The sequence below is a fragment of the Pseudomonas sp. D(2018) genome (genome assembly GCF_005502555.1).
Lineage (GTDB): Bacteria > Pseudomonadota > Gammaproteobacteria > Pseudomonadales > Pseudomonadaceae > Metapseudomonas > Metapseudomonas resinovorans.
In genome coordinates, this window is sequence record NZ_SCOK01000024.1 from 56,322 (window position 1) to 78,318 (window position 21,997).

Below are 21,997 nucleotides of genomic sequence, written 5' to 3' on the forward strand. Positions count from 1 at the left end.
CGTTTTTCCGTTCTTTTCTCCCGGGGCGACCGCTGCCGATGGCCGCTACCGGGCAAGCCTGATAAAATCGCGCGCCTTCGCAAACCGGCAGCCAGACTTGCCGGTCGATCCTCGAATTTCCCCTATAGGCCTGGATTTATGAGCAAGCAACCCTCCCTGAGCTACAAGGACGCCGGTGTAGACATCGACGCTGGTGAAGCCCTGGTCGAACGCATCAAAGGCGTGGCCAAGCGCACCGCACGCCCGGAAGTGATGGGCGGCCTGGGTGGCTTCGGCGCCCTTTGCGAGATCCCGGCCGGCTACAAGCAGCCGGTGCTGGTATCCGGCACCGACGGCGTCGGCACCAAGCTGCGCCTTGCACTGAACCTGAACAAGCACGACAGCATCGGCCAGGACCTGGTCGCCATGTGCGTGAACGACCTGGTGGTCTGCGGCGCCGAGCCGCTGTTCTTCCTTGACTACTACGCCACCGGCAAGCTCAACGTTGACGTCGCCGCCACCGTGGTCACCGGTATCGGTGCCGGTTGCGAACTGGCAGGCTGCTCCCTGGTAGGCGGCGAGACCGCCGAGATGCCTGGCATGTACGAAGGCGAAGACTACGACCTGGCAGGTTTCTGCGTCGGTGTGGTGGAAAAAGCCGACATCATCGACGGCTCCAAGGTCCGTACCGGCGACACCCTGATCGCCCTGCCCTCCTCCGGCCCGCACTCCAACGGCTATTCGCTGATCCGCAAGATCATCGAAGTCAGCGGCGCCGACATCGAGCAGATCCAGCTCGACGGCAAGCCCCTGACCGACCTGCTGATGGCCCCGACCCGCATCTACGTCAAGCCGCTGCTGCAGCTGATCAAGGAAACCGGCGCTGTGAAGGCCATGGCCCACATCACTGGCGGCGGCCTGCTGGACAACATCCCGCGCGTCCTGCCGGACAACGCCCAAGCCGTGATCGACGTGGCCAGCTGGCAGCGTCCGGCGGTCTTCGACTGGCTGCAGGAAAAAGGCAACGTCGACGAGACTGAAATGCACCGCGTGCTGAACTGTGGCGTGGGCATGGTCATTTGCGTTGCGCCGGAGCAGGCTGAAGCCGCGCTCAAGGTCCTGCGTGCCGCTGGCGAACAGCCCTGGGTCATCGGTGAAATCGCCGCGGCCGACGAAGGTGCCCAACGCGTCGTACTGAACAACCTGAAGAGCCACTGATGGTTGCACGCTGTGATGTGGTGGTGCTGATCTCTGGTTCCGGCAGCAACCTGCAGGCGCTGATCGACAGCATCACCGGCGACGACCATCCAGCCCGCATTCGCGCGGTGATATCCAACCGCGCCGATGCCTATGGCCTGGAACGCGCCAGAAATGCCGGTATCGACACCCTGGTTCTCGACCACAAGGCCTACGCCGACCGCGAAGCCTTCGATGGTGCGCTGATCGAGGCCATCGATGCCTTCTCACCGCAGCTGGTGGTGCTGGCCGGCTTCATGCGCATCCTCACACCCGGTTTCGTGCGCCACTATCAGGGCCGCCTGCTGAACATTCATCCCTCGCTGTTGCCCAAGTACAAGGGATTGCACACCCATCAGCGCGCGCTGGAAGCCGGGGACACCGAGCATGGCTGCAGCGTGCACTTCGTGACCGAAGAACTTGATGGCGGCCCTCTGGTCGTGCAGGCCCTGATCCCGGTAGAGTCGAACGACACGCCGGAAAGCCTGGCCCAGCGGGTTCATGCACAGGAACACCACATCTATCCGCTGGCCATGCGCTGGTTTGCCGAAGGCAGGCTGCGCCTGGGCCAGAACGGCGCCGAACTGGATGGACAAGCGTTGCCCGCTTCAGGGCAACAACTGCGTAACTAGGAGATTCGCCAATGCGTCGTGCCTTGCTGTTGCTCCTCGCCCTCGTCACTCTGCCCGTCATGGCGGCCGAGTTGAAACCCTTCGAGGCCAGCTACACCGCCGACTGGAAACAGCTTCCCATCAGCGGCACTGCCGGCCGCAGCCTGAAGCAGCTCGAAAACGGTCGCTGGGAACTGGACTTCGAAGCCGCCATGCTGGTCGCCAGCCTGAGCGAAGTGAGCACCTTCCGCGTCGAAAACAATGCCTTTCTGCCTCTGACCTACCGTTTCAACCGCAGCGGCCTGGGCAAGAGCAAGCAGGTGGAATTCGATTTCGACTGGGCCCAGAAGCAGATCATCGGTAATGACCGCGGCAATCAGGTGCGCCTGCCCCTGAACCGTGGCCTGCAAGACAAATCCACCTACCAGCTGGTGCTGCAGCATGACGTCGCTGACGGCAAGAAGAGCATGAGCTACCAGGTGATCGACGGCGACGAGATCGAGACCTACGATTTCCGCGTACTGGGCGAGGAGCGCGTGCGCACCAAAGCCGGCCTGGTGGACGCCATCAAGGTCGAGCGTGTACGTGACCCTACCCAGAGCAGCCGCAAGACCGTGCTCTGGTTCGCCAAGGACTGGGACTACCTGCTGGTGCGCCTGCACCAGGTCGAGAAGGACGGCAAGGAATACCAGATCATGCTCAAGGAGGGCACGGTGAACGGCAAGTCGGTACAAGGCCTGCCGGAGTAACACCTCCCCTCACGAAGAACCGGGCGCAGTGCCCGGTTTTTTGTGCCCGCAGGAATGCACGCCGTACCTTGGTCGTGCCCTGGATGGACGAAACAGGCCGATACTTGAAGGAAAGCCGGGGCGCGCCGACAGCGCCTATGCTGATTTACCGGCACGCTGCAGAGGAAACCGCCATGACCGACGAATACCTGCCGCTCTCCTGCGACCTTTACGACTACATCGAGATCGCCTGCCTGCACCGCTACCAGCTGCACATCGAACTGGCCGGCGGCGCCCGCCTGGATGCCCGCGCCATGACCACCCTGACGACGCCGAACAAGGAAGAGTTCCTGATCGTGCAAAACGAGGGGGGCCAGGAACGCTTGCGCCTGGACCAGATCACGGCGATCACGCCACTGACGGAGGGGGCGAGTTTCGGGCGGGTGTTGCTGGGAAATCAGATCTGCTGAGCCACCCCGACTGCATCCGGGCTGCAGGGGCGAATTCATTGGCTATGTTTGCGCTAGCAGCTGCATTGCCCGTAGGAGCTGGCTTGCCAGCGAATGGCCCCGTTTCGCTGGCAAGCCAGCTCCTACAAGACTCCTGGCCCGCTGGTAAACCTCTCGCAACAGCTAACGCAGTCCTGCTCCAGGTAGGTGCGGCCCCCACAGGTTCGAGGACCGACCCCGGATTGGCAGTCCCGATCGCTGGTTTTCCACAATCCTCGACACCCCGTAGCTGGCCAGACGCCACTCCAAAAGCAAACCGGGCACAAGGCCCGGTCTCTTCACCGCATCACCACATCAGATCGTCCGGCACCTTGTAGGCGGCGTACGGATCGTCAGCATCCGGCTCTTCGGTCTGGGTGTTGAGCAGCACCACCCGACGCGGGTCGCGCTCCTGGATGCGCAGGGCGGCATCACGCGGGATCACTTCGTAGCCGCCGCCATGGCGGACGACGGCCAGGGAGCCACGGCTCAGCTTGTCGCGCATCAAGGCGTTGACGGCGATACGCTTGACCTTCTTCTCGTCGACGAAGTTGTAGTAGTCGTCGCTGGTCAGCTTGGGCAGGCGGGAGCTTTCGATCAGTTGCTTGATCTGCGCTGCCCTGGCCTTCTGCTCGGCTTTCTCCTGCTGCTGGCGATTCAGTTCCTGGTCGCGTGCGGCTTTCTCGGCCTGGGCCTGAATGGCTGCCTGACGCAGGCTGTCATCCTTTTCGACCTGGTTCTTCTTCTCCAGGCGCTGTTGTTTCTGTTGCTGCTTGCCGGCCTGCTTGACCTGCTTTTCATTCACCAGCCCGGCTTTAAGCAGCTGGTCGCGGAGGGAAAGGCTCATGTCGGGGTTCAGTCTCTCGAGTTAACAGCCAAGGCTGAGTTTTTCCTGTTTCTTGGCTTCGCCCCAGAGGGCATCCAGTTCTTCCAGGGTGCAATCTTCAATGGGACGGCCCGCATCGCGCAATGCCTGTTCGATAAAACGGAAGCGTCGCTCGAACTTGCCATTGGCGCCGCGCAGTGCGGTTTCCGGGTCGACCTTGAGGTGACGCGCCAGGTTGACCACGACGAACAGCAGGTCGCCCACCTCATCGGCGATGGCCTGCGGATCGTTCTCGGACATGGCCTCCAGCACCTCATCCAGCTCTTCGCGCAGCTTGTCGATCACCGGCAGCGCCTCGGGCCAGTCGAAGCCCACCTGGGCAGCCCGTTTCTGCAGCTTGGCGGCGCGACTCAGGGCAGGCAACGCGGTGGGCACGTCGTCCAGCAGCGATAACTGCTCAGGCGCGACGGCCTTTTCAGCACGTTCCTCCGCCTTGATCTCTTCCCAGCGCTGCTTGATCGCCGCCTCTTCCAGGCGCGCCATGTCGGGTGCGCCGTAGAGGTCACCGTCGGGGAACACGTGAGGATGGCGACGAACCAGCTTGCGGGTAATGGCATCCACCACGCCGGCAAACTCGAATCGCCCGTCCTCCTTCGCCAGTTGGCTGTAATACACCACCTGGAACAGCAGGTCACCGAGCTCTCCTGGCAGGTGGTCGAAGTCACCGCGCTCGATGGCATCGGCCACTTCGTAGGCTTCTTCGATGGTGTGCGGAACGATGCTCGCGTAGTCCTGCTTCAGGTCCCAGGGGCAGCCGTACTGAGGGTCGCGCAGCCTGGCCATCAGGTGCAGCAGGTCGTTGAGTTGATACATGACGGGGTCCTGTGGCGAATCCTGGCATCTTGCCGGGCGGGATAAGCCCCCACCCGGCAAGAGGATCAGGCGGCTCTGTTACGCCGCGCTTCGATGATGTTCGGCAACTGGGCGATCCGCGCCAGCAGCCGGCCCAGCGCATCCAGACCAGGAATCTCGATGGTCAGCATCATGGCGGCGGTGTTGTCTTCCTTGTTGGAGCGGGTGTTGACCGCGAGCACGTTGATGCGTTCGTTGAGCAGAACCTGGGACACGTCGCGCAACAGGCCGGAGCGGTCGTAGGCGCGAATGACGATATCCACCGGGTAGGTCTGCACCGGCGCCGGCCCCCAGCTCACCTGGATCATCCGCTCGGGCTCGCGGCCGGCCAGTTGCAGGGCCGAGGCACAGTCTTGACGGTGGATGCTGACACCACGGCCGAGGGTGATGTAGCCCACGATCGGATCGCCCGGCAGAGGCTGGCAGCAGCCCGCCATCTGAGTCAGCAGGTTGCCAACGCCCTGGATCTGCACGTCGCCGCGCCTGCCCGGCTTGTGATGGGAGATCTTGCGCGGTATCAGCTCCAACTGCTCGCTGGCACCACGCTCGGGTTCCACCAGGGCCTGGGCGGCATTGACCACGTGGGCCAGGCGCAAGTCACCGGCACCCAGGGCCGCATGCATGTCTTCGGCCGTGCGCAGATTGCACTTCTCGGCCAGCTTCTCGAAGTCCACCGGCGGCAGCGCCAGGCGCGACAGCTCGCGCTCGAGCATGGCCTTGCCGGCCGCGACGTTCTGGTCGCGGGCCTGCAACTTGAACCAGTGGACGATCTTCGCCCGCGCCCTGGAGGTGGTGATGTAGCCCAGGTTCGGGTTGAGCCAGTCGCGGCTGGGAGAGCCCTGCTTGCCGGTGATGATCTCCACCTGCTCGCCGGTTTGCAGGCTGTAGTTCAGGGGCACGATGCGCCCGTTGATCTTGGCGCCACGGCAGTTGTGGCCGATCTCGGTATGGACCCGATAGGCGAAGTCCAGCGGCGTGGCACCCTTGGGCAGATCGATGGCATGTCCATCGGGGGTGAAGACATAGACGCGGTCGGGCTCGATATCCACCCGCAGCTGCTCGGCCAGGCCACCGATGTCGCCCAGTTCCTCGTGCCATTCGAGCACCTGGCGCAGCCAGGCGATCTTCTCTTCGTAGTGGTCGGAGCTCGACTTGACGTCAGTGCCCTTGTAGCGCCAGTGGGCGCAGACCCCCAGTTCGGCCTCCTCGTGCATGGCGTGGGTGCGGATCTGCACCTCCAGCACCTTGCCGTCCGGACCGATCACGGCGGTGTGCAAGGATCGATAGCCGTTTTCCTTGGGGTTGGCGATGTAGTCGTCGAACTCCTTGGGTATGTGTCGCCAGAGGGTGTGGACGATGCCGAGTGCGGTATAGCAATCGCGCAACTCGGGCACCAGGACCCGAACGGCGCGCACGTCGTAGATCTGGCTGAACTGCAGCCCTTTGCGCTGCATCTTCCGCCAGATGGAATAGATGTGCTTGGCGCGGCCGCTGATATCGGCCTTGATGCCGGTGGCGGCCAGCTCCTCGCGCAGCTGTTTCATCACGTCGGCGATGTACTGTTCGCGGTCCAGGCGGCGCTCGTGGAGCAGCTTGGCGATCTGTTTGTACTGGTCCGGCTCCAGATAGCGGAAGGACAGGTCCTCCAGCTCCCACTTGATGTGGCCGATACCGAGACGGTGGGCAAGCGGCGCGTAGATGTCGAACACCTCGCGAGCAACGCGGTGACGCTTCTCTTCGTCGGTGTTCTTCACTTCACGAATGGCACAGGTACGCTCGGCCAGCTTGATCAGCGCCACGCGCACATCGTCGACCATCGCCACCAGCATCTTGCGCAGATTCTCCACCTGCGCCTGAGTGCCGAGCACCATGGATTGCCGGGGATTGAGACTGGCACTGATGGCGGCCATGCGCAGCACGCCTTCGATCAGCCTGGCCACCACCGCACCGAAACGCTGCTGCACGGCCGGGAGCTGGATTTTGCCTTCACGCACGCCACGGTAGATCACCGCAGCCACCAGGGACTCCTGGTCCAGCTTCAGGTCAGCGAGGATCTCGGCGATCTCGAGACCCGTCTGGAAACTGGAGTTGCCTTCCGCCCAGCGATTCTGGGCGGCGATGGCCTGTTGTTCGGCGTCACGGGCGAACTCACACGCCTCTTTGAGTACCGCGCGGTCGAGCACCGGGTCGAGGCTGATGACATGGTCCAGCCACGCCTCGAGGTTGATGCTGCCGTCCGTATTGACCGGCTGTTGCGCTCTCACCTGTACCATCTTGCCTACCTTCCCTACGACGTGAACCCCTCACGTCGAATTGTCGCCAGCCTCTGTCGTGCCGGTCGGATTACGCGGGCTTCCTAGCCCACCTCGAATAACGCCATGGCTTCGACATGGGCCGTATGAGGAAACATGTCGAGAATCCCGGCCTTCTTCAGCTGGTATCCCTGCTTGACCAGTTCGGCGCTGTCACGCGCCAGGGTCGCCGGGTTGCAGGATACATAGACCACTCGTTGCGCACCGGTTGCGGCCATCTGCCGAACGGCTTCGAACGCGCCGTCACGCGGCGGATCGAGCAACACGGCATCAAAACCCTGTCGGGCCCAGGGCGCATTGGCCAGGGGGTTCGACAGGTCGGCCTGGAAGAAGTGCACATTCTCCAGGCCATTGGCGGCGGCATTGCCACGCGCCCTTTCCACCATCGCCTCGACACCTTCCACCGCCACCACTTCACGCACCTGGCGCGCCAGGGGCAGGGCGAAGTTGCCAAGCCCGCAGAACAGGTCCAGCACCCGGTCGCCCGGCTGCGGGTTCATCCAGTCTAGCGCCTGCGCCACCATTGCCTCGTTGACTGCCGCATTCACCTGGACGAAATCGCCGGGGCGATATTCAAGTTCCAGGTTCCAGCGCTCCAGGCGATAGCCCAGGCGTGCTTCCGGCTGGACGGGGTGAGGCTCACCTTCTCCGTGCAGCCAGAACTGCACCTGATGCTCCGCACAGAACTCGCGCAGGCGCTGGAGGTCGGCCTCGCCCAGGGACTGAGTGTGGCGCAACAGCAACGCCGACGCGGTGCCGTGGAACAGCTCCACATGACCGACTGTCTGGGGTTTATCCAAAGCCCTGAGTAGATCGGGCAACGCGCGCATCACGGGCTGCAAGGGCTGTACCAGTACCTGGCAATCCTTGATCCCGACTATCGCCTGGCTGGAAGCCGCACGGAATCCGACTTCCAGCTGGCGGGTCCTGGCATCCCAACGCACGGCGATGCGGGCACGGCGCCGATAACCGAATTCGGTCCCCACAAGTGGGGCCACCCACTCCTGCGGTTGGAGGTCGGCGAAACGCATGAGCTGCTCAGCCAGGGTGCGCTGTTTCAGGGCGACCTGCTCGGCATGGGGCAGGTGTTGCAAGGTGCAGCCGCCGCACTGACCCGCATGAGCGCACGGCGGCACGAGACGCATTGGACTGGGGCTCAGCACGCGTTCGGTACGGGCTTCCACCACCTGGCTGCGGGCGGCGACTACACGGACTTCCACCTCCTCCTCCGGAAGGGCGCCGGCGACGAACCAGGTGCGTCCTTCGAAGAAGGCAATGCCGCGTCCGTCGTGAGCCAGCCGCTCGATGGCGAGCCGCTGCTTCTTGCCCACGGGGACTTGCTGGGTCCGCGTTCCGCCGCTGGGCTGGAAGCGCAGACCGGTGTTACGCCGGGACATTGGGGTCTTCGTAGATGCCGGTGGAGAGATAACGATCGCCACGGTCGCAGATGATCGCCACCATCACAGCATTCTCTACTTCGCGGGACAGGCGCAGCATGGCTGCCACGGCGCCGCCGGAGGAAACACCGCAGAAGATGCCTTCTTCGCGGGCCAGGCGACGCATGGTTTCTTCGGCTTCGATCTGGGCCATGTCGACCACGCGATCGACACGGTCGGACTGGTAGATCTTCGGCAGGTATTCCTGAGGCCAGCGGCGGATGCCAGGGATGGCCGAGCCTTCCTGGGGTTGCAGGCCGACGATCTGGATATTTTCGTTCTGCTCCTTGAGGTAGCGCGACACACCCATGATGGTGCCGGTGGTGCCCATGGAGCTGATGAAATGGGTGATGGTGCCCTGGGTCTGCTGCCAGATTTCCGGGCCAGTACCCACGTAATGGGCTTCCGGATTGTCACCGTTGGCGAACTGGTCCAGCACCTTGCCGCGACCACCGCGCTGCAGGCTTTCGGCCAGGTCACGAGCGCCCTCCATGCCTTCTTCGCGACTCACCAGAATCAGCTCGGCACCGTAGGCGGTCATGGCAGCCTTGCGTTCGGCGCTCATGTTGTCCGGCATGATCAGCATCATCTTGTAGCCCTTGATGGCCGCAGCCATCGCCAGGGCGATGCCGGTGTTGCCGGACGTGGCCTCGATGAGCGTGTCGCCGGGCTTGATGTCACCGCGCAGTTCGGCGCGAGTGATCATCGACAGGGCCGGGCGATCCTTGACCGAGCCGGCGGGGTTGTTGCCTTCGAGCTTGACCAGGAGGGTGTTGCTGGTGTCGCCGGCCAGCCGCTGCAAACGCACCAGCGGGGTGTGGCCGATGCAATCGGCGATTGTGGGGTACTGCAGGGTCATGGCGGGCTTCGCAATCCAGACGCAGGGGGTGCATATGATAGCGGCAAACCGCGCAACGCCATATGGCGCAAGCGTTTCGGCTTATGGCGTGCAGCTATATATATGTACCGAAACCAGCGTTTCCCTGAAGCCTCGCCGAATGCTTCATTGCTCCGGAAGGCACCGCTGACAGGCAGCCTGGTCGGCAACTGTGGACACCGGGCTTGCCGGCGCTCCCTTGGCTTTCGCACCTGCCATGTCTGCGTTAGCTGTTGCGAGAGATTTCCCGGCGGGCAAGAGCCTTGTAGGAGCTGGCTTGCCAGCGAAACGGGGCCATTCGCTGGCAAGCCAGCTCCTACGGGCAATGCAGTTGCTTGCAACACGCCATGCAGACATAGCCTTCGCACCCGGCCTGAATTCGGAAATTACCGGAGGAGCTGCGGTTTTACAGTCTTAATGAAAATAAATACTATTCGCCTCCTCTCCATTTCTCCCCGGTGATCCGCCATGCTCCTGCACATTCCCGGTATCTTCACGACCGACGAAGCAGCGCGTATCCGCGAGGCCCTGGAACAGGCCGAATGGGCCGACGGCAAGACAACCGCGGGCTACCAGTCGGCAAAGGCCAAGCACAACGAGCAACTGCCCGAAGGCGACCCACTGGCGCGCGAGATCAGTACCGCCATGCTGCAGCGCCTGTGGAACAACCCCCAATTCATGTCCGCAGTACTGCCGAACAAGGTGTACCCGCCCCTGTTCAACCGCTACCGCGGCGGCGGCACCTTCGGCTACCACATCGACAATGCCGTACGTGCCATCAAGGGCAGTCCCGAACAGGTGCGCACCGATGTGTCCGCCACGTTGTTCTTCAGCGAACCGGCGTCCTACGAGGGCGGCGACCTGGTGATCCAGGACACCTATGGCGCTCATCGCGTCAAGTTGGCCGCTGGCGACCTGGTGATCTACCCCGCCAGTAGTCTGCATAAAGTGGAGCCGGTCACCCGTGGCGAACGACTGGCCTCCTTCTTCTGGGTGCAGAGCATGGTCCGCGAGGACAGCCAGCGTGCCCTGCTGTTCGAGATGGACCAGGCGATCCAGAGCCTCGCCCGCGACGTGCCTGACCACCCAGCCCTGCTCCAGCTCACAGGCAACTACCACAACCTGTTGCGCCGCTGGGCCGAGGTCTAGATGAACTTCACCCTGAGTCGCACCGAAACCCTGGGTGTCGATGAACTGCCCGAACGCCTCGCTGCCGATCCGCGCCAAGCCGCACGAACCATTCTGGCTGCAGCGCGCGAGGGTGTGACCGAGGCGCAGACGCTACTGGGCCAGATTCTCCTCGACGGCCAAGGCATCGAACAGGACGCCACGCTGGCGCGAACCTGGTTCGGTATTGCTGCCGAGGGCGGCGACGCCATGGCCCGCAACATGCTGGGCCGCTGCCTGGAGCAGGGCTGGGGCGGCGCAGTCGACCTGTCCGGAGCTGCTCGTGAGTACTGCCGTGCCCTGGAGTCCGGGCTGGATTGGGCGATGTACAACTATGCGGGCCTGCTGGCATCCGGACGCGGGGTGGAAAAGAACCAGAGCCAGGCATTCGCCCTCTACCTGCGGGCTGCCGAGATGGGTCATGCCAAGTCGATGAACCTGACAGGCCGTTATTACGAAGAAGGCATCAGCGTCGAGCCGTCGATGGAGCGAGCCCGGGACTGGTATCGCCGCTCAGCCGAAGGCGGTGACTTCCGCGGTCAGTTCAGTCACGCCGCCGTACTGGCGGATGACGGTCAACTGGACGAAGCCTTGCACTGGCTGCACAAGGCCCTGGCGGGCGGTAACCTGAACTTCCTCCGGGTCAGTCGCGCCAGCCTCGCCCGAGCGCCGCAGGCAGAACTGCGTGCGCTCGCCCTTGCTTACCACCAGCGCGCCGCCGAGCTTGGCGACGAAAGCGATCGCCAGGCACTGGCGGCCTATACATGCGCCTGACCCCGCCTTACCGCGCGGTTTCCGGCAGGCGTTGGCCGGGCAGATTAGTCCACGTACAGCGCGCGATGCCCTGTGTTCTCCAGGGCTTCACAGCCCCATCAGCCAGACCAACGCCACTATCGGCGCCACGCCCAGGGGCAGCCAAACCGCAAGGCGCGGCCGGTAGGGCAGCAACAGGACCAGCGCAAAACCCGCCAGGGAAATCAGGCCGAACCAGCCCACCGGCCCCATGGCCCAGCCCCAGGCACCAACGCTGGCAACCAGACTCAGACCCAGGCCAAACCAACCGCCCGCTCGCAGACCCCGGCGCAGCAGAGGCGTTGGCAAGCACTGCCAGACCTGTTTGAAATGACGCTCCAGTCCTATGCACAGCGCCAGCATCCCGCCATAGGCGAGCCACAGGCCTGACAGAAATCCTGCAATCATTTCAGTTCACCTCCGCCAGCGTGCGGGATGGGCGACGCGCAGTCGATCGATCGGCAGCGGGCCGAACCCTATGCGCCGTCCAGGCCAGCAGCAAGCCACACGCCATGGCAGTGAGTTCCAGCAACAGCCGGCTTCGCTCGGTCCAGGGCGCCTCCAGGCCCAGGAAGCTGGCCAGCGGCAAGGCCAGGCAAAGCAACGCCGCCAGCCCCAATTGTTCGCGCCAGGCAGCAAGGTACGGGCGCAGCCAGGCATGCCCCAGACTAAGGACCCAGAGGGCGAAGAACACCCGCACTTCCCAGGTACCCCGCTGCGTCAACTCCACCGGTAACAGACGGTTGGCCCAGAGCAGGCCCACGCAGGCCAGGGTCAGGCCAGCCACCACCGCCACATTCAGCCGCTCGGCAGCCCGGTAGAGAGCGGCGGCTACGGCGCCCTCTGCATCGGGCCGACGGCGGCGCTTGACGGTGAAGAGGACCAGACCGGTTGCGATCATCGCGCTGCTCACCAGGCCACAGAAGAAGTAGAGCCAGCGCATGGGATAACCGCCGAACTGAGCGAAATGCAGGCCGGCCATCACCCGCTGGGTGAGCTGGGCCGCCCGCATCTCTGGCGGCCCTTCCAGCAACTCACCGGTCACCCCGTCGAAGACCATGTTCTGCCCTTTGGTCAGTGCGATGCGGTTGCCCAGCACACGCCGAACCTCGATACGCGCATCGGCACGTCCAGGGTTCTGGATCACCACACCGCCCACGGGTCCCATCCTCCGCTCCGCCTCGGCCAGCACCGCCCCCAGGTCGGTCAGCGGCGCGGCCGCTACCGGCCCACGCGGGCTCGGCGCGTGATGATGGCCGTGCTGGGCCTCGGCGTAGGCACGGAAGTCACCCTCGAACAGGGCGTCCACCGCCGCGGGCATATAGATGAGAAAGAAGATGACCAAGCCGGTGTAGCTGATCATCAGGTGGAACGGCAGCAACAGCACTGCGCTGGCGTTGTGGCCATCGAGCCAGGAACGCTGGCCCTTGCCGGGCCTGAAAATGAAGAACTCCTTGAAGATCTTCTTGTGGATCACGATGCCGGAAACCAGAGCCGCGAGCATCGCCATAGCCGCCAGCCCGACCACCCAGATGCCAATGTTTCGCGGCAGGTCGAGGGTGAAGTGGAAACGGAAGAAGAACAGACCGCCAGCGGTCTCACGTACGGCGATCGGCTCGCCCGTGGCTGGATCAAGGTGTTGGCCGCCGCCGTGGCGCCGGCCACCGGTGGAAACCACCAGGTCCGGTGTCCGTTCGCTGGGCAGGCTGATACTCCAGATCCTCTCGTCGGCCTTGTGCTCGCCGAGCCAGGTCAACGCGCGCTCGGCCGACTCAACCTGGGAGACCGCTCGCTCCGGTACTTCCGGACGCATCCAGTTGTCGATCTCCTGATCGAACACTGCGAGGGTGCCGGTAAGGAAAATGGCGAACAGCAACCAGCCGAACAGCAGGCCACCCCAGGTGTGCAGCCAGGCCATGGATTGGGTGAAGGTGTTCTTCACGGCTGAACCTCCAGGTGCTCAAGGGAAACCCCAGCGGCCATTCGCAACGCGGGCAGCAATGAGGCGGCCAGGGCCGGGCCATGCCCAAGCCCCGGAAATTCGATATAGCGAGTGACAAGGCCGGGCCATTGGCCGAGGCGTCGCGCCAGCTCGCGCGCCGCTTCGGGGGGAACGGATTCACGCTGGAGCCGCCGCGCCCGCTCCGCAGCATTGGCCGGTACCCGCGACGACTGTTCCGCATCACCCTTGGTCATCAGCAAGCGCGCGCGCTGGCCGGCGGCGAGGCCACCGAAGCGTTTCTCCAGTTGCAGCAGGTAACCGTCCCGCCACCACAGCGATGGACTCGCCGCTGCGTAGGATTGAAAGGCATCGGGCCGGCTGAACAGGCTGTAGAGCACGAACAATCCGCCGTAGGAGTGCCCCCAAAGGGCCTGACGTCCGGGATCGATGGACGCCAGTTCCGCCACCTGCGGCTTGAGCCTGGTCTCGATCAGCCCGAGGAACTGCTCTGCCCCGCCGGCGCGGCGGGTCTGTTCGAGGTCATCCCAGATCGGCTCGACGCCCATCGGTGGCGTGTAGTCGTAGGTCCGCATCGCCACGTCGAAGCGACGGTTCCCAGCATGACCAATGGCAACCAGCACGGGCGGATCGGCGCGGTCCAGTTCGGCCAGCCACTCCTCGCGTAGTGCCTCGATTGCGGCGTTGCCATCGAGCAGGTAGATCACCGGATAGCCGGCCGCCGACGGCAATCGCCGAGGAATGCCTATTCGCACCTGGTAACCGCGCAAGCCGTCGGCGGACGTCACCACCAGCGACTGGAACCGGTAATACGCAGAGCCCTGCTCAGCGACACCGGGCGCAACAGCCTTGTCCAGGTCGGGCCTGGCCTGGACTTCCGAAAGCCAGGGCCAGCAGCACAGCAGGACGAGCAGCAGCTGCCTCATGCCACCCACTCCAACAGTTGCGGCCAGAAGCCCACTGCCGCCAGCGGCAACGCCCAGGCGGCGAGCAACCAGGCCTTCCACGCACTGCGCGCGGAGAAGGCCCAGAGGATGGCGAAGGTGAAGACGGCAAAGGACGGCAGCGTGGCGACTATCACCGCGTCCGCCCCGTCCAGGGGCGACAGCCGGGCCAGGGCGGCGGTGAAGGCGTAACTGAACAGGTAGCCACCAAGCAAGGCGGCGGTGCTGCGTGACAGCACCGCCAGCCAGGCTGGCGCAACCCAGGCGAACCACCTGGCGATCATCGACTTGCCAACCCTCAGAAGGCGGTAGTGAAGGAGGCGAAGTAAGCGCGCCCCGGCTCGTTGTAGGTGTTGGCGCCCGCGTCGCCGGCGTTGCCCTCACGATAAATGCGCTTGTCGAACAGGTTGTTCACCCCCAGGCGCACGCTGAAGTTCTTGTTGAACTCGTAGCCAGTGCTGATGCCCACCAGGGAGTACGGGTCGACATCTTGCTGCGCGCTGCTGTCGTAGGCCTGGTCGGTGCGCGGGTTGAGCGATGGCGCTTCCTGCTTGCCGTAATGGGTGGCATTGACCTGGAAGGAGAGCTGCTCGGTCGCGCGCCAGTCCAGCGACGTATTGATGGTGTATTCGGGGATGATGCTCAGCGGCTCGCCGGTGTCGCGGTTCTCTGACTCGATCATGTAGGTGACGTTGGTGTTCCAGTCGAGATTCGGTGCCAGGGCGACGAAGAGGTTGCCCTCGACCCCCTCGACCACCGCCTTGCCGGCGTTCTCCCACTGCTGCACACGACGACCGTTGGCCAGGCGGAAGGCGAAATCGTTGCTGCCGACGATCTTGTTCTTGTAATCGTTGCGGAAGTAGGTCGCGCTGGTCCGCCAGGTCCCTTTATCCAGCGCCAGGCCGATTTCCTTGTTCACGCTGATTTCCGGTTCCAGGTCCGGGTTGCCAACCAGGTAGCAGCCGCCGCTGTTGGTTTCGTTCGCGTTGCAGCCGTTGCCGCGACTGTATAGCAGATAGTTGGGATTGGACTGGTAGAGGTTCGGCGTCTTGTAGGCGCGGGCGATGCCGCCTTTCAGGGTCAGTTCGTCGGTCAGTTGGTGCGACGCGTTCAGGCTGGGGCTCCAGTTGGGGCCGAAGTCCTGGTGATTGTCGTAGCGCAGGCCCGGCGTGACGATGGTGTCCGCCCCCAGCTCGATATTGTCCTCGGCATAGAAGGCGTAGCTGTAGGCCGAGGTCTTGGTGCTGTTGCGGTCGAAGCCTGCCAGGCTCGGCACGGCGCCGGTGCCGGGATCGAAGCTCTGCGCGCGCATGGAGCCCGGGTCATTGAGGGTCTCGTAGAGGTACTCGGTGCCCAGTGTCAGCACCTGCTCCAGACCGAAGCTCAGTGGCAGGTTCACTTCGGCGTTGGCGCGGGTGTTGCGCAGGCGCGAGGTGAAATCGCCGGAGCCTTCGCTGGGCGCGCCCTCAGGTCCGCCGGCCAGGCCCTCGTTGAGGCGCCAGTTGCGGGTGTAGTCATAGCCGAGGGACGCCGTCGAAGAGCCCCAATCGAAGTCGCCGGAATGGGTCAGCGCATAGCTGGTGCGCTGCAGGACGTTGGTTTCCTTGCCGATCAGGCTGCTGATGAAGTCCGGGTTGCCGCCTGCGTTGTTGTTCATGGTGTCGCCGGTATAGATGTTGCCCTGGCGGCTGTAGCTGGCTTCCAGGTCAAGGGTCTGTTCCGGCGTCAGCTGCCAACTGAGCAGGCCGTTGACGTCCTTGTTTCGAACACCTTCACGACCGGCGACTACCGAATCATCGCTTGCCTGGTGAGCGGCGTTGATGTCGGCATCGTCGGCGTCGGTCTTGCTCACGCCGCCGTAGACTCGGAAAGACAGGGCATCGGCGAGCGGGCCGCTGAGGCTGAAGTTGGTGCGCTTGCTCATGCCTTCGGCGTCGTCTTCAGGCAGCGAGGTGAAGGCGGTGACCGAGCCGCTCAGCTTGTCCGTCGGACGTTTGGTGATGATGTTGATCACGCCCCCCATGGCACCCGAGCCATAACGGGCCGCCGCCGGGCCACGGAGAATCTCGATGCGTTCGACCTGCTCGGCCGGTACCCAGTTGGTTTCGCCGCGCGTGTCGCGGTCACCGTTCCAGCCATAGCGCACGGCGTTGCGCGAGGTGGAGGGTTTACCGTCGATGAGGATCAGGGTGTTCTCCGGCCCCATGCCGCGCAGGTCGATCTGACGATTGTTACCACGGCTGCCGCTGGTGCTGTTTCCCGTGAGGTTGACGCCCGGCTCGCGGCGGATGATCTCGGACAGGTCGTTCACCGGCGGACGCTTCTGGATGTCCTCGGCGGTGATGATGGACACACCCGGCGCCTGCTTCAGCTCCTCTTCGGCAGTGCCCAGCACGCGGGTTTCTTCCAGCTCCATGGCCTGGCGGGTACCGGGAACCGGCAGGTCAGTGGACTCCACCGGCACTTCGTCACCCTCGAGTTCCAGGGTGGCGGAGAAGCCGAGGCCAGGCGCGGACATCGCCAGCAGGGCCAGGGTCAGGTGGCTGAGTTTGAAACGCGGTTGCATGCTCCATCTCCTTGACGCGGGTGAACCCGGGCCGAAGGAAACGGCGCCCTGTGAAGGGCGACACGTCGAGCTAAAGGATCAGATGGCGAATGCGCCCTGCCTGGCCGGAACTATCCGGCCTGCCCCGCTGTCGGCTCGGGAATTGGCGCAAATGCTATTTATTCCTATTTGATAGTAAATCTAATTTACAAAGTATACGTTTGCAGCCGCAGGTTCATGCGCAGACCGGTGCCTGTGTTTTCCGCCCAGAGTTCGCCGCCCTGAAGGCGCACCATGCTTCTGGCGATGGACAGCCCCAGGCCGAAGCCATCGCCGCCTGGCCTTTCAGCCGCCAGCCGGGTGAAGGGCATGAAGATGGTTTCCAGCTGACTGTCGGCGACTCCGGGGCCTTCATCATCGACCCAGAGATGCCAGTGCCCCCCGTCCTGACGGCCTCCCAGGCGCACATGGCCAGCCTCCGGCGAATGACGGATGGCGTTGCGCAGAATGTTCTCCAAGGCCTGGGCCAGGCCGTTGAGATGGCCACGTACCCGGCACTCCGGCCCCAGTTCGCAAGGCATGCGAGCCACATCCCAACCCGCTTCGAAGGACGCGTTTTCCCGCAGCACCTCCCAGAGGGAGGCCACCTCCACCTCCTCCAGAGGCAACTCGGGACGATCCGTGTCCAGCCAGACCAGTTCGAGGGTGTCGTTGACCAGGCTCTCCATGCTGCGCACCTCGCGTTCCAGGCGCTGGCGCAGTGCTTCGATGTCGTCGGCACCTTCGCTGGCGACACGCAGGCGACTGAGGGGGGTGCGCAGTTCATGGGACAGGTCCCGTAGCAACTGGCGCTGGAAGGCGACCGTGTTTTCCAGGCGTCCGGCCATATGGTCAAACGCGCGCCCCAACTCGCCCAACTCGTCCTGCCGGGTACTGACCGCCCGGGCGACACGCGTGCCCAGGCGGTCTCCGCGCAGGGCGTTGGCCTGCTCGCGCAGATGAGTCAGGGGTGAAATCAGCACGCGATAGAGCAGCACGCAGAGCAACAACGCCAGCGCCCCAGGTACCAGACCGTGGATTACCAGTTGCCAGGCCATGCCGAAGCCACTGGGCAGGAAGCGCTCGGGCAGCTGAATCACCAACTGGCCGGCGTGCGGATTGCCCGGAAAAGGCAAGCTTACGGTCGGCAATCCGACTGCACGCTTGCTCATGGGCCAGTCGATCCGCCGCATGAAGGTCAGGTGGCTGCGTTCCTCCACGCTCAAGGGGCGGCTGCCAAGGGACTGCAGGTCGCTGCCGATCACCGCGACCCAACTCGACTCGCGGGTCGCCATGTCCGCGACCCAGGCATCGACGCCCCTGGCGCCTCCAAGCATCCAGGCCGTTTCCGCCTCATGGGCATAGGCCGTGAGCTGCTCGCGGGCCGCTTGCGTCAGGCGGTAGCTACGTAGCTCCACATAGGCACTCCAGGACCGGCTGAGCCAAAGCACCAGCAAGCAGAAAGCCACCAGCAGAACCGCCAGTTTCCAGAACAGCGAATGGCGCCCGGGCAGCCTCATGATGGCTGGCGCGTCAACAGGTAACCCTTGCCCCAGACCGTTTCCAACCGCCCGGCGCTGTACCCGACGGCGTGCAGCTTGCGGCGAATGTGGCTGACGTGCATGTCCAGCACACGGTCATGCTGGGAGAAGGCGCGGTGCAGCACCTGCTGATAGAGGAAGGGTTTGCTCAGCACCTCCTCGGCGTTGCGCGAGAGTAGATCGAGCAGCCGGTACTCGGTGGGGGTCAACCCCGCCCACTGCTCGCCCAGGCGAACGTCATTGCGGTTATCGACGAAATCCAGTTGCGGGTCCTGGTTGGGTTCCACCGACGCTTCCACCCGCTCGTAGGCAACGCGGCGCAGCACGGCTTCAATGCGCACCTCCATCTCGCCCATGCTGAAGGGCTTGGGCAGGTAGTCGTCGGCGCCCTGGCTGAAACCAGCGATGCGATCCTGCTCCGCACCCAGGGCGGACATCAGGATCACCGGCACCTTGCGTTCGCGGCGCAAGTGGGCGAGCGCATCCAGGCCGTTGCAGCCTGGCAGCAGGATGTCCATGAGGATCAGATCGAAGTCTTCCTCGCGGGCCAGCCCCAGGCCCTCCTTGCCGTCGTGGCGGAGCGTGACATCGAAGCCACGACCACGCAGGTGATCGTGCAAATGGGCTGCCAGCAGGGGATCGTCCTCGATGGCAAGGATGCGAGCGGGGGCACGGGGTGTGACCTGCATGAAAATAACCTGCAAATGCGAAAAATTACCGTATGCGAATTGTGGCAAAACTGCCGGAAGATTCCCATCCAATGAGTCGCTACACTGCGCGGAAAGCGCATTGGGAGGAGTGGCGTGTACAAGGATCTGGGCATCAAGGGCCGTGTGCTCATGCTGACGCTGCTGCCAACCAGCCTGCTGGCGCTGGTGCTGGGCGGCTATTTCACCTGGGTGCAGCAGGCCGACATGCAAGCCCAACTACTTCAACGCGGCCAGATGATCGCCGAACACCTGGCGCCACTCGCCGCGCCCGCCCTGATCCGCGGCGATGCCGTGCTGCTGGAGCGGATTGCCGACCACGCACTGGACCAGGCTGATGTGCGCTCGGTGAGCTTCATTGGCGCCGACCACAAGCGCCTCGCCCACGCCGGGCCGCGCATGCTCAATGAGAGCCCTGACGGCGAGGGCGACAACCTCGCCCTGAAGAGCAACACCGATGCCACCCGATTCCTGCAGCCCGTGTTCGAGCGTCACCGGGTGCTGTCCGGCGACAACGCACCGCTGTCCAACGACAACCTGCTGGGCTGGGTGGAGCTGGAGATGTCCCACCAAGGCACCCTGCTCCGCGGTTATCGAAGCCTGCTCGCCAGCCTGCTGCTGATCACCACCGGCCTGGGCGTCACCGCCCTGCTGGCCTTGCGCATGAGCCGCGCCATCAACGACCCGCTGCGGCGCATCAAACAGGGCGTCGCGCTGCTCAAGGAAGGCCGCCTGGAAACCCGCCTGCCGCCCCTGGGCAGCCATGAGCTGGATGAGCTGGCCTCAGGCATCAACCGCATGGCCGAGGCCTTGCAGACGGCACAGGAAGAGTTGCAACACAACATCGACCAGGCCACCGAGGACGTTCGCCAGAACCTCGAGACCATCGAGATCCAGAACATCGAACTGGACCTGGCACGCAAGGAGGCCCTGGAGGCGAGCCGCATCAAGTCCGAGTTCCTCGCCAACATGAGCCACGAGATCCGCACCCCTCTCAATGGCATCCTCGGATTCACCAACCTGCTGAAGAAAAGCGACCTCACCTCGCGTCAGCAGGACTACCTGAACACCATCGAGAAATCCGCCGACAGCCTGCTGGGCATCATCAACGAGGTGCTCGATTTCTCGAAGATCGAGGCCGGCAAGCTGGTCCTGGAGAACATCCCGTTCAATCTCCGCGATCTGGTCCAGGACACCCTGACCATCCTCGCCCCGGCCGCTCACGAGAAGCGCCTGGAGCTCGTCAGCCTGGTCTACCGCGACACCCCGCTGCAGCTGATGGGTGACCCGATGCGCCTCAAGCAGGTGCTGACCAACCTGGTCAGCAACGCCATCAAGTTCACCCGCGAAGGCACCATCGCTGTGCGCGCCATGCTCGAGGACGACAGCGATGACGAACTGGCGCAACTGCGCATCAGCGTGCAGGACACTGGTATCGGCCTCACCGACGCGGACTTGCGCGCCCTGTTCCAGGCCTTCACCCAGGCTGACAACTCCCTCTCCCGCCAGGCCGGCGGCACCGGTCTTGGCCTGGTGATCTCCAAGCGCCTGATCGAACAGATGGGCGGCGAGATCGGCGTCAGCAGTACGCCCGGCGTGGGCTCGGAGTTCTGGATCACCCTCAGCCTGCCCAAATCCCTGGACGAGATCGACGACGCCACCCAGCACAGTCTCGACGGCCGCCGCGTGGCGGTGCTCGAACCCCAGGAGCTGACCCGCCAATCGCTGCACCATCAGTTGGAAGATTGCGGCCTGGAGGTGCTGGACTACCCCAGCATCGACACCCTGGTCGACGACGTCGCCGCGCGCCGCCTGAGCAACCGCCCCATCGGCCTCGCCGTGATCGGTGCGGACGTCCAGACGCTCTCGCCAGAGCAGCTCAGCCAACGGGCCTGGGAACTGGAGCAGCTCGGCTGCAAGAGCCTGGTGCTCTGCCCCACCACCGAGCAGGTGCTTTATCACCGAGCCCTGCCCGAAGCCCATAGCCAGTTGCAGGCCAAACCGGCTTGCACCCTCAAGCTGCAACAGGCCCTGAGTGGCCTGGTCAGCCCGCGTCCTCCGCGCATCGACCTGCCGCAACCGAACAACAGCCGCGCGCCAAGGCTGCTCTGCGTTGACGACAACCCGGCCAACCTCCTCCTGGTGCAAACCCTGCTGAGCGACATGGGGGCTGAGGTCCAAGCGGTCGACAGCGGTTTCGCCGCCGTGGAAGCGGTGCAGCGCGAGCGCTTCGACCTGGTCCTGATGGACGTGCAGATGCCCGGCATGGACGGCACCCAGGCCACCGAAGCGATTCGCCGCTGGGAGAGCGAGCAACGCATCGATCCGGTGCCCATCGTCGCCCTGACCGCTCATGCCCTGACCAACGAAAAGCGCGCCCTGCTCCAGGGCGGCATGGATGACTACCTGACCAAACCCATTGGCGAACGCCAATTGGCCCAGGTGGTGCTCAAGTGGAGTGGCCTCAGCCTCGGCAGTCAGCCGACGCAACGCCAGGGCCAGGGCAGAGAAAGCCATTACGACAACGGCCTGGAGGTACTGGATCCGGAGGAAGGGCTGCGCCTGGCGGCCGGCAAGGCCGATCTGGCAGCCGACATGCTGTCCATGCTGCTGGCTTCCCTCGACGCCGACCGCGAAGCCATCCAGCAGGCCTCGCGCAGCGGCGATCGCACCAGCCTTCTGGAGCGGGTCCACCGCCTGCACGGTGCAACCCGTTACTGCGGCGTACCGCAACTGCGCGCCGCCTGCCAGCGCAGCGAAACGCTGCTCAAGCAAAACGACCCGGCTGCCCCGCAGGCCCTTGAAGAATTGGATGCGGCCATCGCCCGCCTGGCCGAGGTGGCACGACTGGAGGCTTGACCCAAGGCACGTGCAATGGCCAACCGCCAGCTATGCTG

Annotated in this window: 19 protein-coding genes; 7 read left to right on the forward strand and 12 right to left on the reverse strand. The window is 64.2% G+C overall.

Going from position 1 to position 21,997, the window contains the following annotated elements:
• The first annotated feature begins 138 nt into the window (after positions 1–138).
• From purM to FFS60_RS16615, 4 genes are all read left to right on the forward strand, one after another.
• Positions 139–1,197 (forward strand): phosphoribosylformylglycinamidine cyclo-ligase, encoded by a 1,059-nt coding sequence (gene purM / locus FFS60_RS16600; protein WP_137822582.1) that lies wholly within the window; start codon positions 139–141, stop codon positions 1,195–1,197.
• Entirely contained in the window at positions 1,197–1,847 is a 651-nt protein-coding gene (gene purN, locus FFS60_RS16605; protein ID WP_028627568.1) for a phosphoribosylglycinamide formyltransferase, read from the forward strand. The genes purM and purN overlap by 1 nt, the downstream gene beginning before the upstream one ends.
• Before the next feature lie 11 nt (positions 1,848–1,858).
• Entirely contained in the window at positions 1,859–2,575 is a 717-nt protein-coding gene (locus FFS60_RS16610) for a DUF3108 domain-containing protein (protein ID WP_137822583.1), read from the forward strand.
• Positions 2,576–2,748: 173 nt separating this feature from the next.
• The gene (locus FFS60_RS16615) at positions 2,749–3,024 is read left to right on the forward strand and encodes a Rho-binding antiterminator (RefSeq protein ID WP_028627566.1); all 276 of its coding nucleotides are present in this window, start codon (positions 2,749–2,751) and stop codon (positions 3,022–3,024) included.
• Positions 3,025–3,349: 325 nt separating this feature from the next.
• Here FFS60_RS16615 and FFS60_RS16620 read toward each other — a convergent pair whose 3' ends face one another.
• From FFS60_RS16620 to cysM, 5 genes are all read right to left on the reverse strand, one after another.
• Positions 3,350–3,889, reverse strand: coding sequence for a DUF2058 domain-containing protein (locus tag FFS60_RS16620; RefSeq protein WP_028627565.1), 540 nt, complete (start codon positions 3,887–3,889; stop codon positions 3,350–3,352).
• Between the two features lie 21 nt (positions 3,890–3,910).
• Entirely contained in the window at positions 3,911–4,741 is an 831-nt protein-coding gene (gene mazG / locus FFS60_RS16625; protein WP_028627564.1) for a nucleoside triphosphate pyrophosphohydrolase, read from the reverse strand.
• A 65-nt stretch (positions 4,742–4,806) separates the two neighbouring features.
• Positions 4,807–7,053, reverse strand: a complete 2,247-nt coding sequence (gene relA, locus FFS60_RS16630; RefSeq protein WP_028627563.1) for a GTP diphosphokinase — start codon at positions 7,051–7,053, stop codon at positions 4,807–4,809.
• An 83-nt stretch (positions 7,054–7,136) separates the two neighbouring features.
• The gene (gene rlmD, locus FFS60_RS16635; RefSeq protein WP_137822584.1) at positions 7,137–8,489 is read right to left on the reverse strand and encodes a 23S rRNA (uracil(1939)-C(5))-methyltransferase RlmD; all 1,353 of its coding nucleotides are present in this window, start codon (positions 8,487–8,489) and stop codon (positions 7,137–7,139) included.
• Positions 8,476–9,387, reverse strand: a complete 912-nt coding sequence (cysM, locus tag FFS60_RS16640; protein ID WP_137822585.1) for a cysteine synthase CysM — start codon at positions 9,385–9,387, stop codon at positions 8,476–8,478. The genes rlmD and cysM overlap by 14 nt, the downstream gene beginning before the upstream one ends.
• 486 nt (positions 9,388–9,873) lie before the next feature.
• On the opposite strand from cysM, the gene FFS60_RS16645 reads away from it, so the two are divergent.
• Together FFS60_RS16645 and FFS60_RS16650 are read left to right on the forward strand one after the other, a co-directional pair.
• Positions 9,874–10,554, forward strand: coding sequence for a Fe2+-dependent dioxygenase (locus tag FFS60_RS16645; RefSeq protein WP_137822586.1), 681 nt, complete (start codon positions 9,874–9,876; stop codon positions 10,552–10,554).
• Positions 10,555–11,346, forward strand: coding sequence for a tetratricopeptide repeat protein (locus FFS60_RS16650; RefSeq protein WP_028627559.1), 792 nt, complete (start codon positions 10,555–10,557; stop codon positions 11,344–11,346).
• Between the two features lie 87 nt (positions 11,347–11,433).
• Here FFS60_RS16650 and FFS60_RS16655 read toward each other — a convergent pair whose 3' ends face one another.
• The 7 genes from FFS60_RS16655 to FFS60_RS16685 all read right to left on the reverse strand — a co-directional run bounded on the left by FFS60_RS16655 (position 11,434) and on the right by FFS60_RS16685 (position 19,082).
• Positions 11,434–11,772 carry a DUF3325 domain-containing protein gene (locus tag FFS60_RS16655; protein ID WP_028627558.1) on the reverse strand — a complete coding sequence of 113 codons (339 nt, stop codon included), beginning with the start codon at positions 11,770–11,772 and terminating at the stop codon, positions 11,434–11,436.
• 1 nt (position 11,773) lies between these two features.
• A complete protein-coding gene (locus FFS60_RS16660) occupies positions 11,774–13,306 on the reverse strand; it encodes a PepSY domain-containing protein (protein WP_137822587.1) in 1,533 nt (510 codons plus the stop codon).
• Positions 13,303–14,250 (reverse strand): alpha/beta hydrolase, encoded by a 948-nt coding sequence (locus tag FFS60_RS16665; RefSeq protein ID WP_137822588.1) that lies wholly within the window; start codon positions 14,248–14,250, stop codon positions 13,303–13,305. The genes FFS60_RS16660 and FFS60_RS16665 overlap by 4 nt, the downstream gene beginning before the upstream one ends.
• A complete protein-coding gene (locus tag FFS60_RS16670) occupies positions 14,247–14,552 on the reverse strand; it encodes a hypothetical protein (RefSeq protein WP_036997035.1) in 306 nt (101 codons plus the stop codon). The genes FFS60_RS16665 and FFS60_RS16670 overlap by 4 nt, the downstream gene beginning before the upstream one ends.
• 14 nt (positions 14,553–14,566) lie before the next feature.
• Entirely contained in the window at positions 14,567–16,834 is a 2,268-nt protein-coding gene (locus FFS60_RS16675; RefSeq protein ID WP_137822589.1) for a FepA family TonB-dependent siderophore receptor, read from the reverse strand.
• Positions 16,835–17,019: 185 nt separating this feature from the next.
• Entirely contained in the window at positions 17,020–18,372 is a 1,353-nt protein-coding gene (locus FFS60_RS16680) for a sensor histidine kinase (RefSeq protein WP_137822590.1), read from the reverse strand.
• Entirely contained in the window at positions 18,369–19,082 is a 714-nt protein-coding gene (locus FFS60_RS16685; RefSeq protein WP_036997034.1) for a response regulator transcription factor, read from the reverse strand. The genes FFS60_RS16680 and FFS60_RS16685 overlap by 4 nt, the downstream gene beginning before the upstream one ends.
• A 114-nt stretch (positions 19,083–19,196) precedes the next feature.
• Here FFS60_RS16685 and FFS60_RS16690 point away from each other — a divergent pair, with 114 nt between their 5' ends.
• On the forward strand, positions 19,197–21,959 hold the full coding sequence (locus FFS60_RS16690; RefSeq protein WP_137822591.1) for an ATP-binding protein: 2,763 nt from the start codon (positions 19,197–19,199) through the stop codon (positions 21,957–21,959).
• The last annotated feature ends 38 nt before the right edge of the window (positions 21,960–21,997 follow it).

Coding starts and splice junctions, on each gene's coding strand:
- purM (WP_137822582.1), top strand. CDS start 139: ATGAGCAAGCAACCCTCCCTGAGCTACAAGGACGCCGGTGTAGACATC.
- purN (WP_028627568.1), top strand. CDS start 1,197: ATGGTTGCACGCTGTGATGTGGTGGTGCTGATCTCTGGTTCCGGCAGC.
- FFS60_RS16610 (WP_137822583.1), top strand. CDS start 1,859: ATGCGTCGTGCCTTGCTGTTGCTCCTCGCCCTCGTCACTCTGCCCGTC.
- FFS60_RS16615 (WP_028627566.1), top strand. CDS start 2,749: ATGACCGACGAATACCTGCCGCTCTCCTGCGACCTTTACGACTACATC.
- FFS60_RS16620 (WP_028627565.1), bottom strand. CDS start 3,889: ATGAGCCTTTCCCTCCGCGACCAGCTGCTTAAAGCCGGGCTGGTGAAT.
- mazG (WP_028627564.1), bottom strand. CDS start 4,741: ATGTATCAACTCAACGACCTGCTGCACCTGATGGCCAGGCTGCGCGAC.
- relA (WP_028627563.1), bottom strand. CDS start 7,053: ATGGTACAGGTGAGAGCGCAACAGCCGGTCAATACGGACGGCAGCATC.
- rlmD (WP_137822584.1), bottom strand. CDS start 8,489: ATGTCCCGGCGTAACACCGGTCTGCGCTTCCAGCCCAGCGGCGGAACG.
- cysM (WP_137822585.1), bottom strand. CDS start 9,387: ATGACCCTGCAGTACCCCACAATCGCCGATTGCATCGGCCACACCCCG.
- FFS60_RS16645 (WP_137822586.1), top strand. CDS start 9,874: ATGCTCCTGCACATTCCCGGTATCTTCACGACCGACGAAGCAGCGCGT.
- FFS60_RS16650 (WP_028627559.1), top strand. CDS start 10,555: ATGAACTTCACCCTGAGTCGCACCGAAACCCTGGGTGTCGATGAACTG.
- FFS60_RS16655 (WP_028627558.1), bottom strand. CDS start 11,772: ATGATTGCAGGATTTCTGTCAGGCCTGTGGCTCGCCTATGGCGGGATG.
- FFS60_RS16665 (WP_137822588.1), bottom strand. CDS start 14,250: ATGAGGCAGCTGCTGCTCGTCCTGCTGTGCTGCTGGCCCTGGCTTTCG.
- FFS60_RS16670 (WP_036997035.1), bottom strand. CDS start 14,552: ATGATCGCCAGGTGGTTCGCCTGGGTTGCGCCAGCCTGGCTGGCGGTG.
- FFS60_RS16675 (WP_137822589.1), bottom strand. CDS start 16,834: ATGCAACCGCGTTTCAAACTCAGCCACCTGACCCTGGCCCTGCTGGCG.
- FFS60_RS16680 (WP_137822590.1), bottom strand. CDS start 18,372: ATGAGGCTGCCCGGGCGCCATTCGCTGTTCTGGAAACTGGCGGTTCTG.
- FFS60_RS16685 (WP_036997034.1), bottom strand. CDS start 19,082: ATGCAGGTCACACCCCGTGCCCCCGCTCGCATCCTTGCCATCGAGGAC.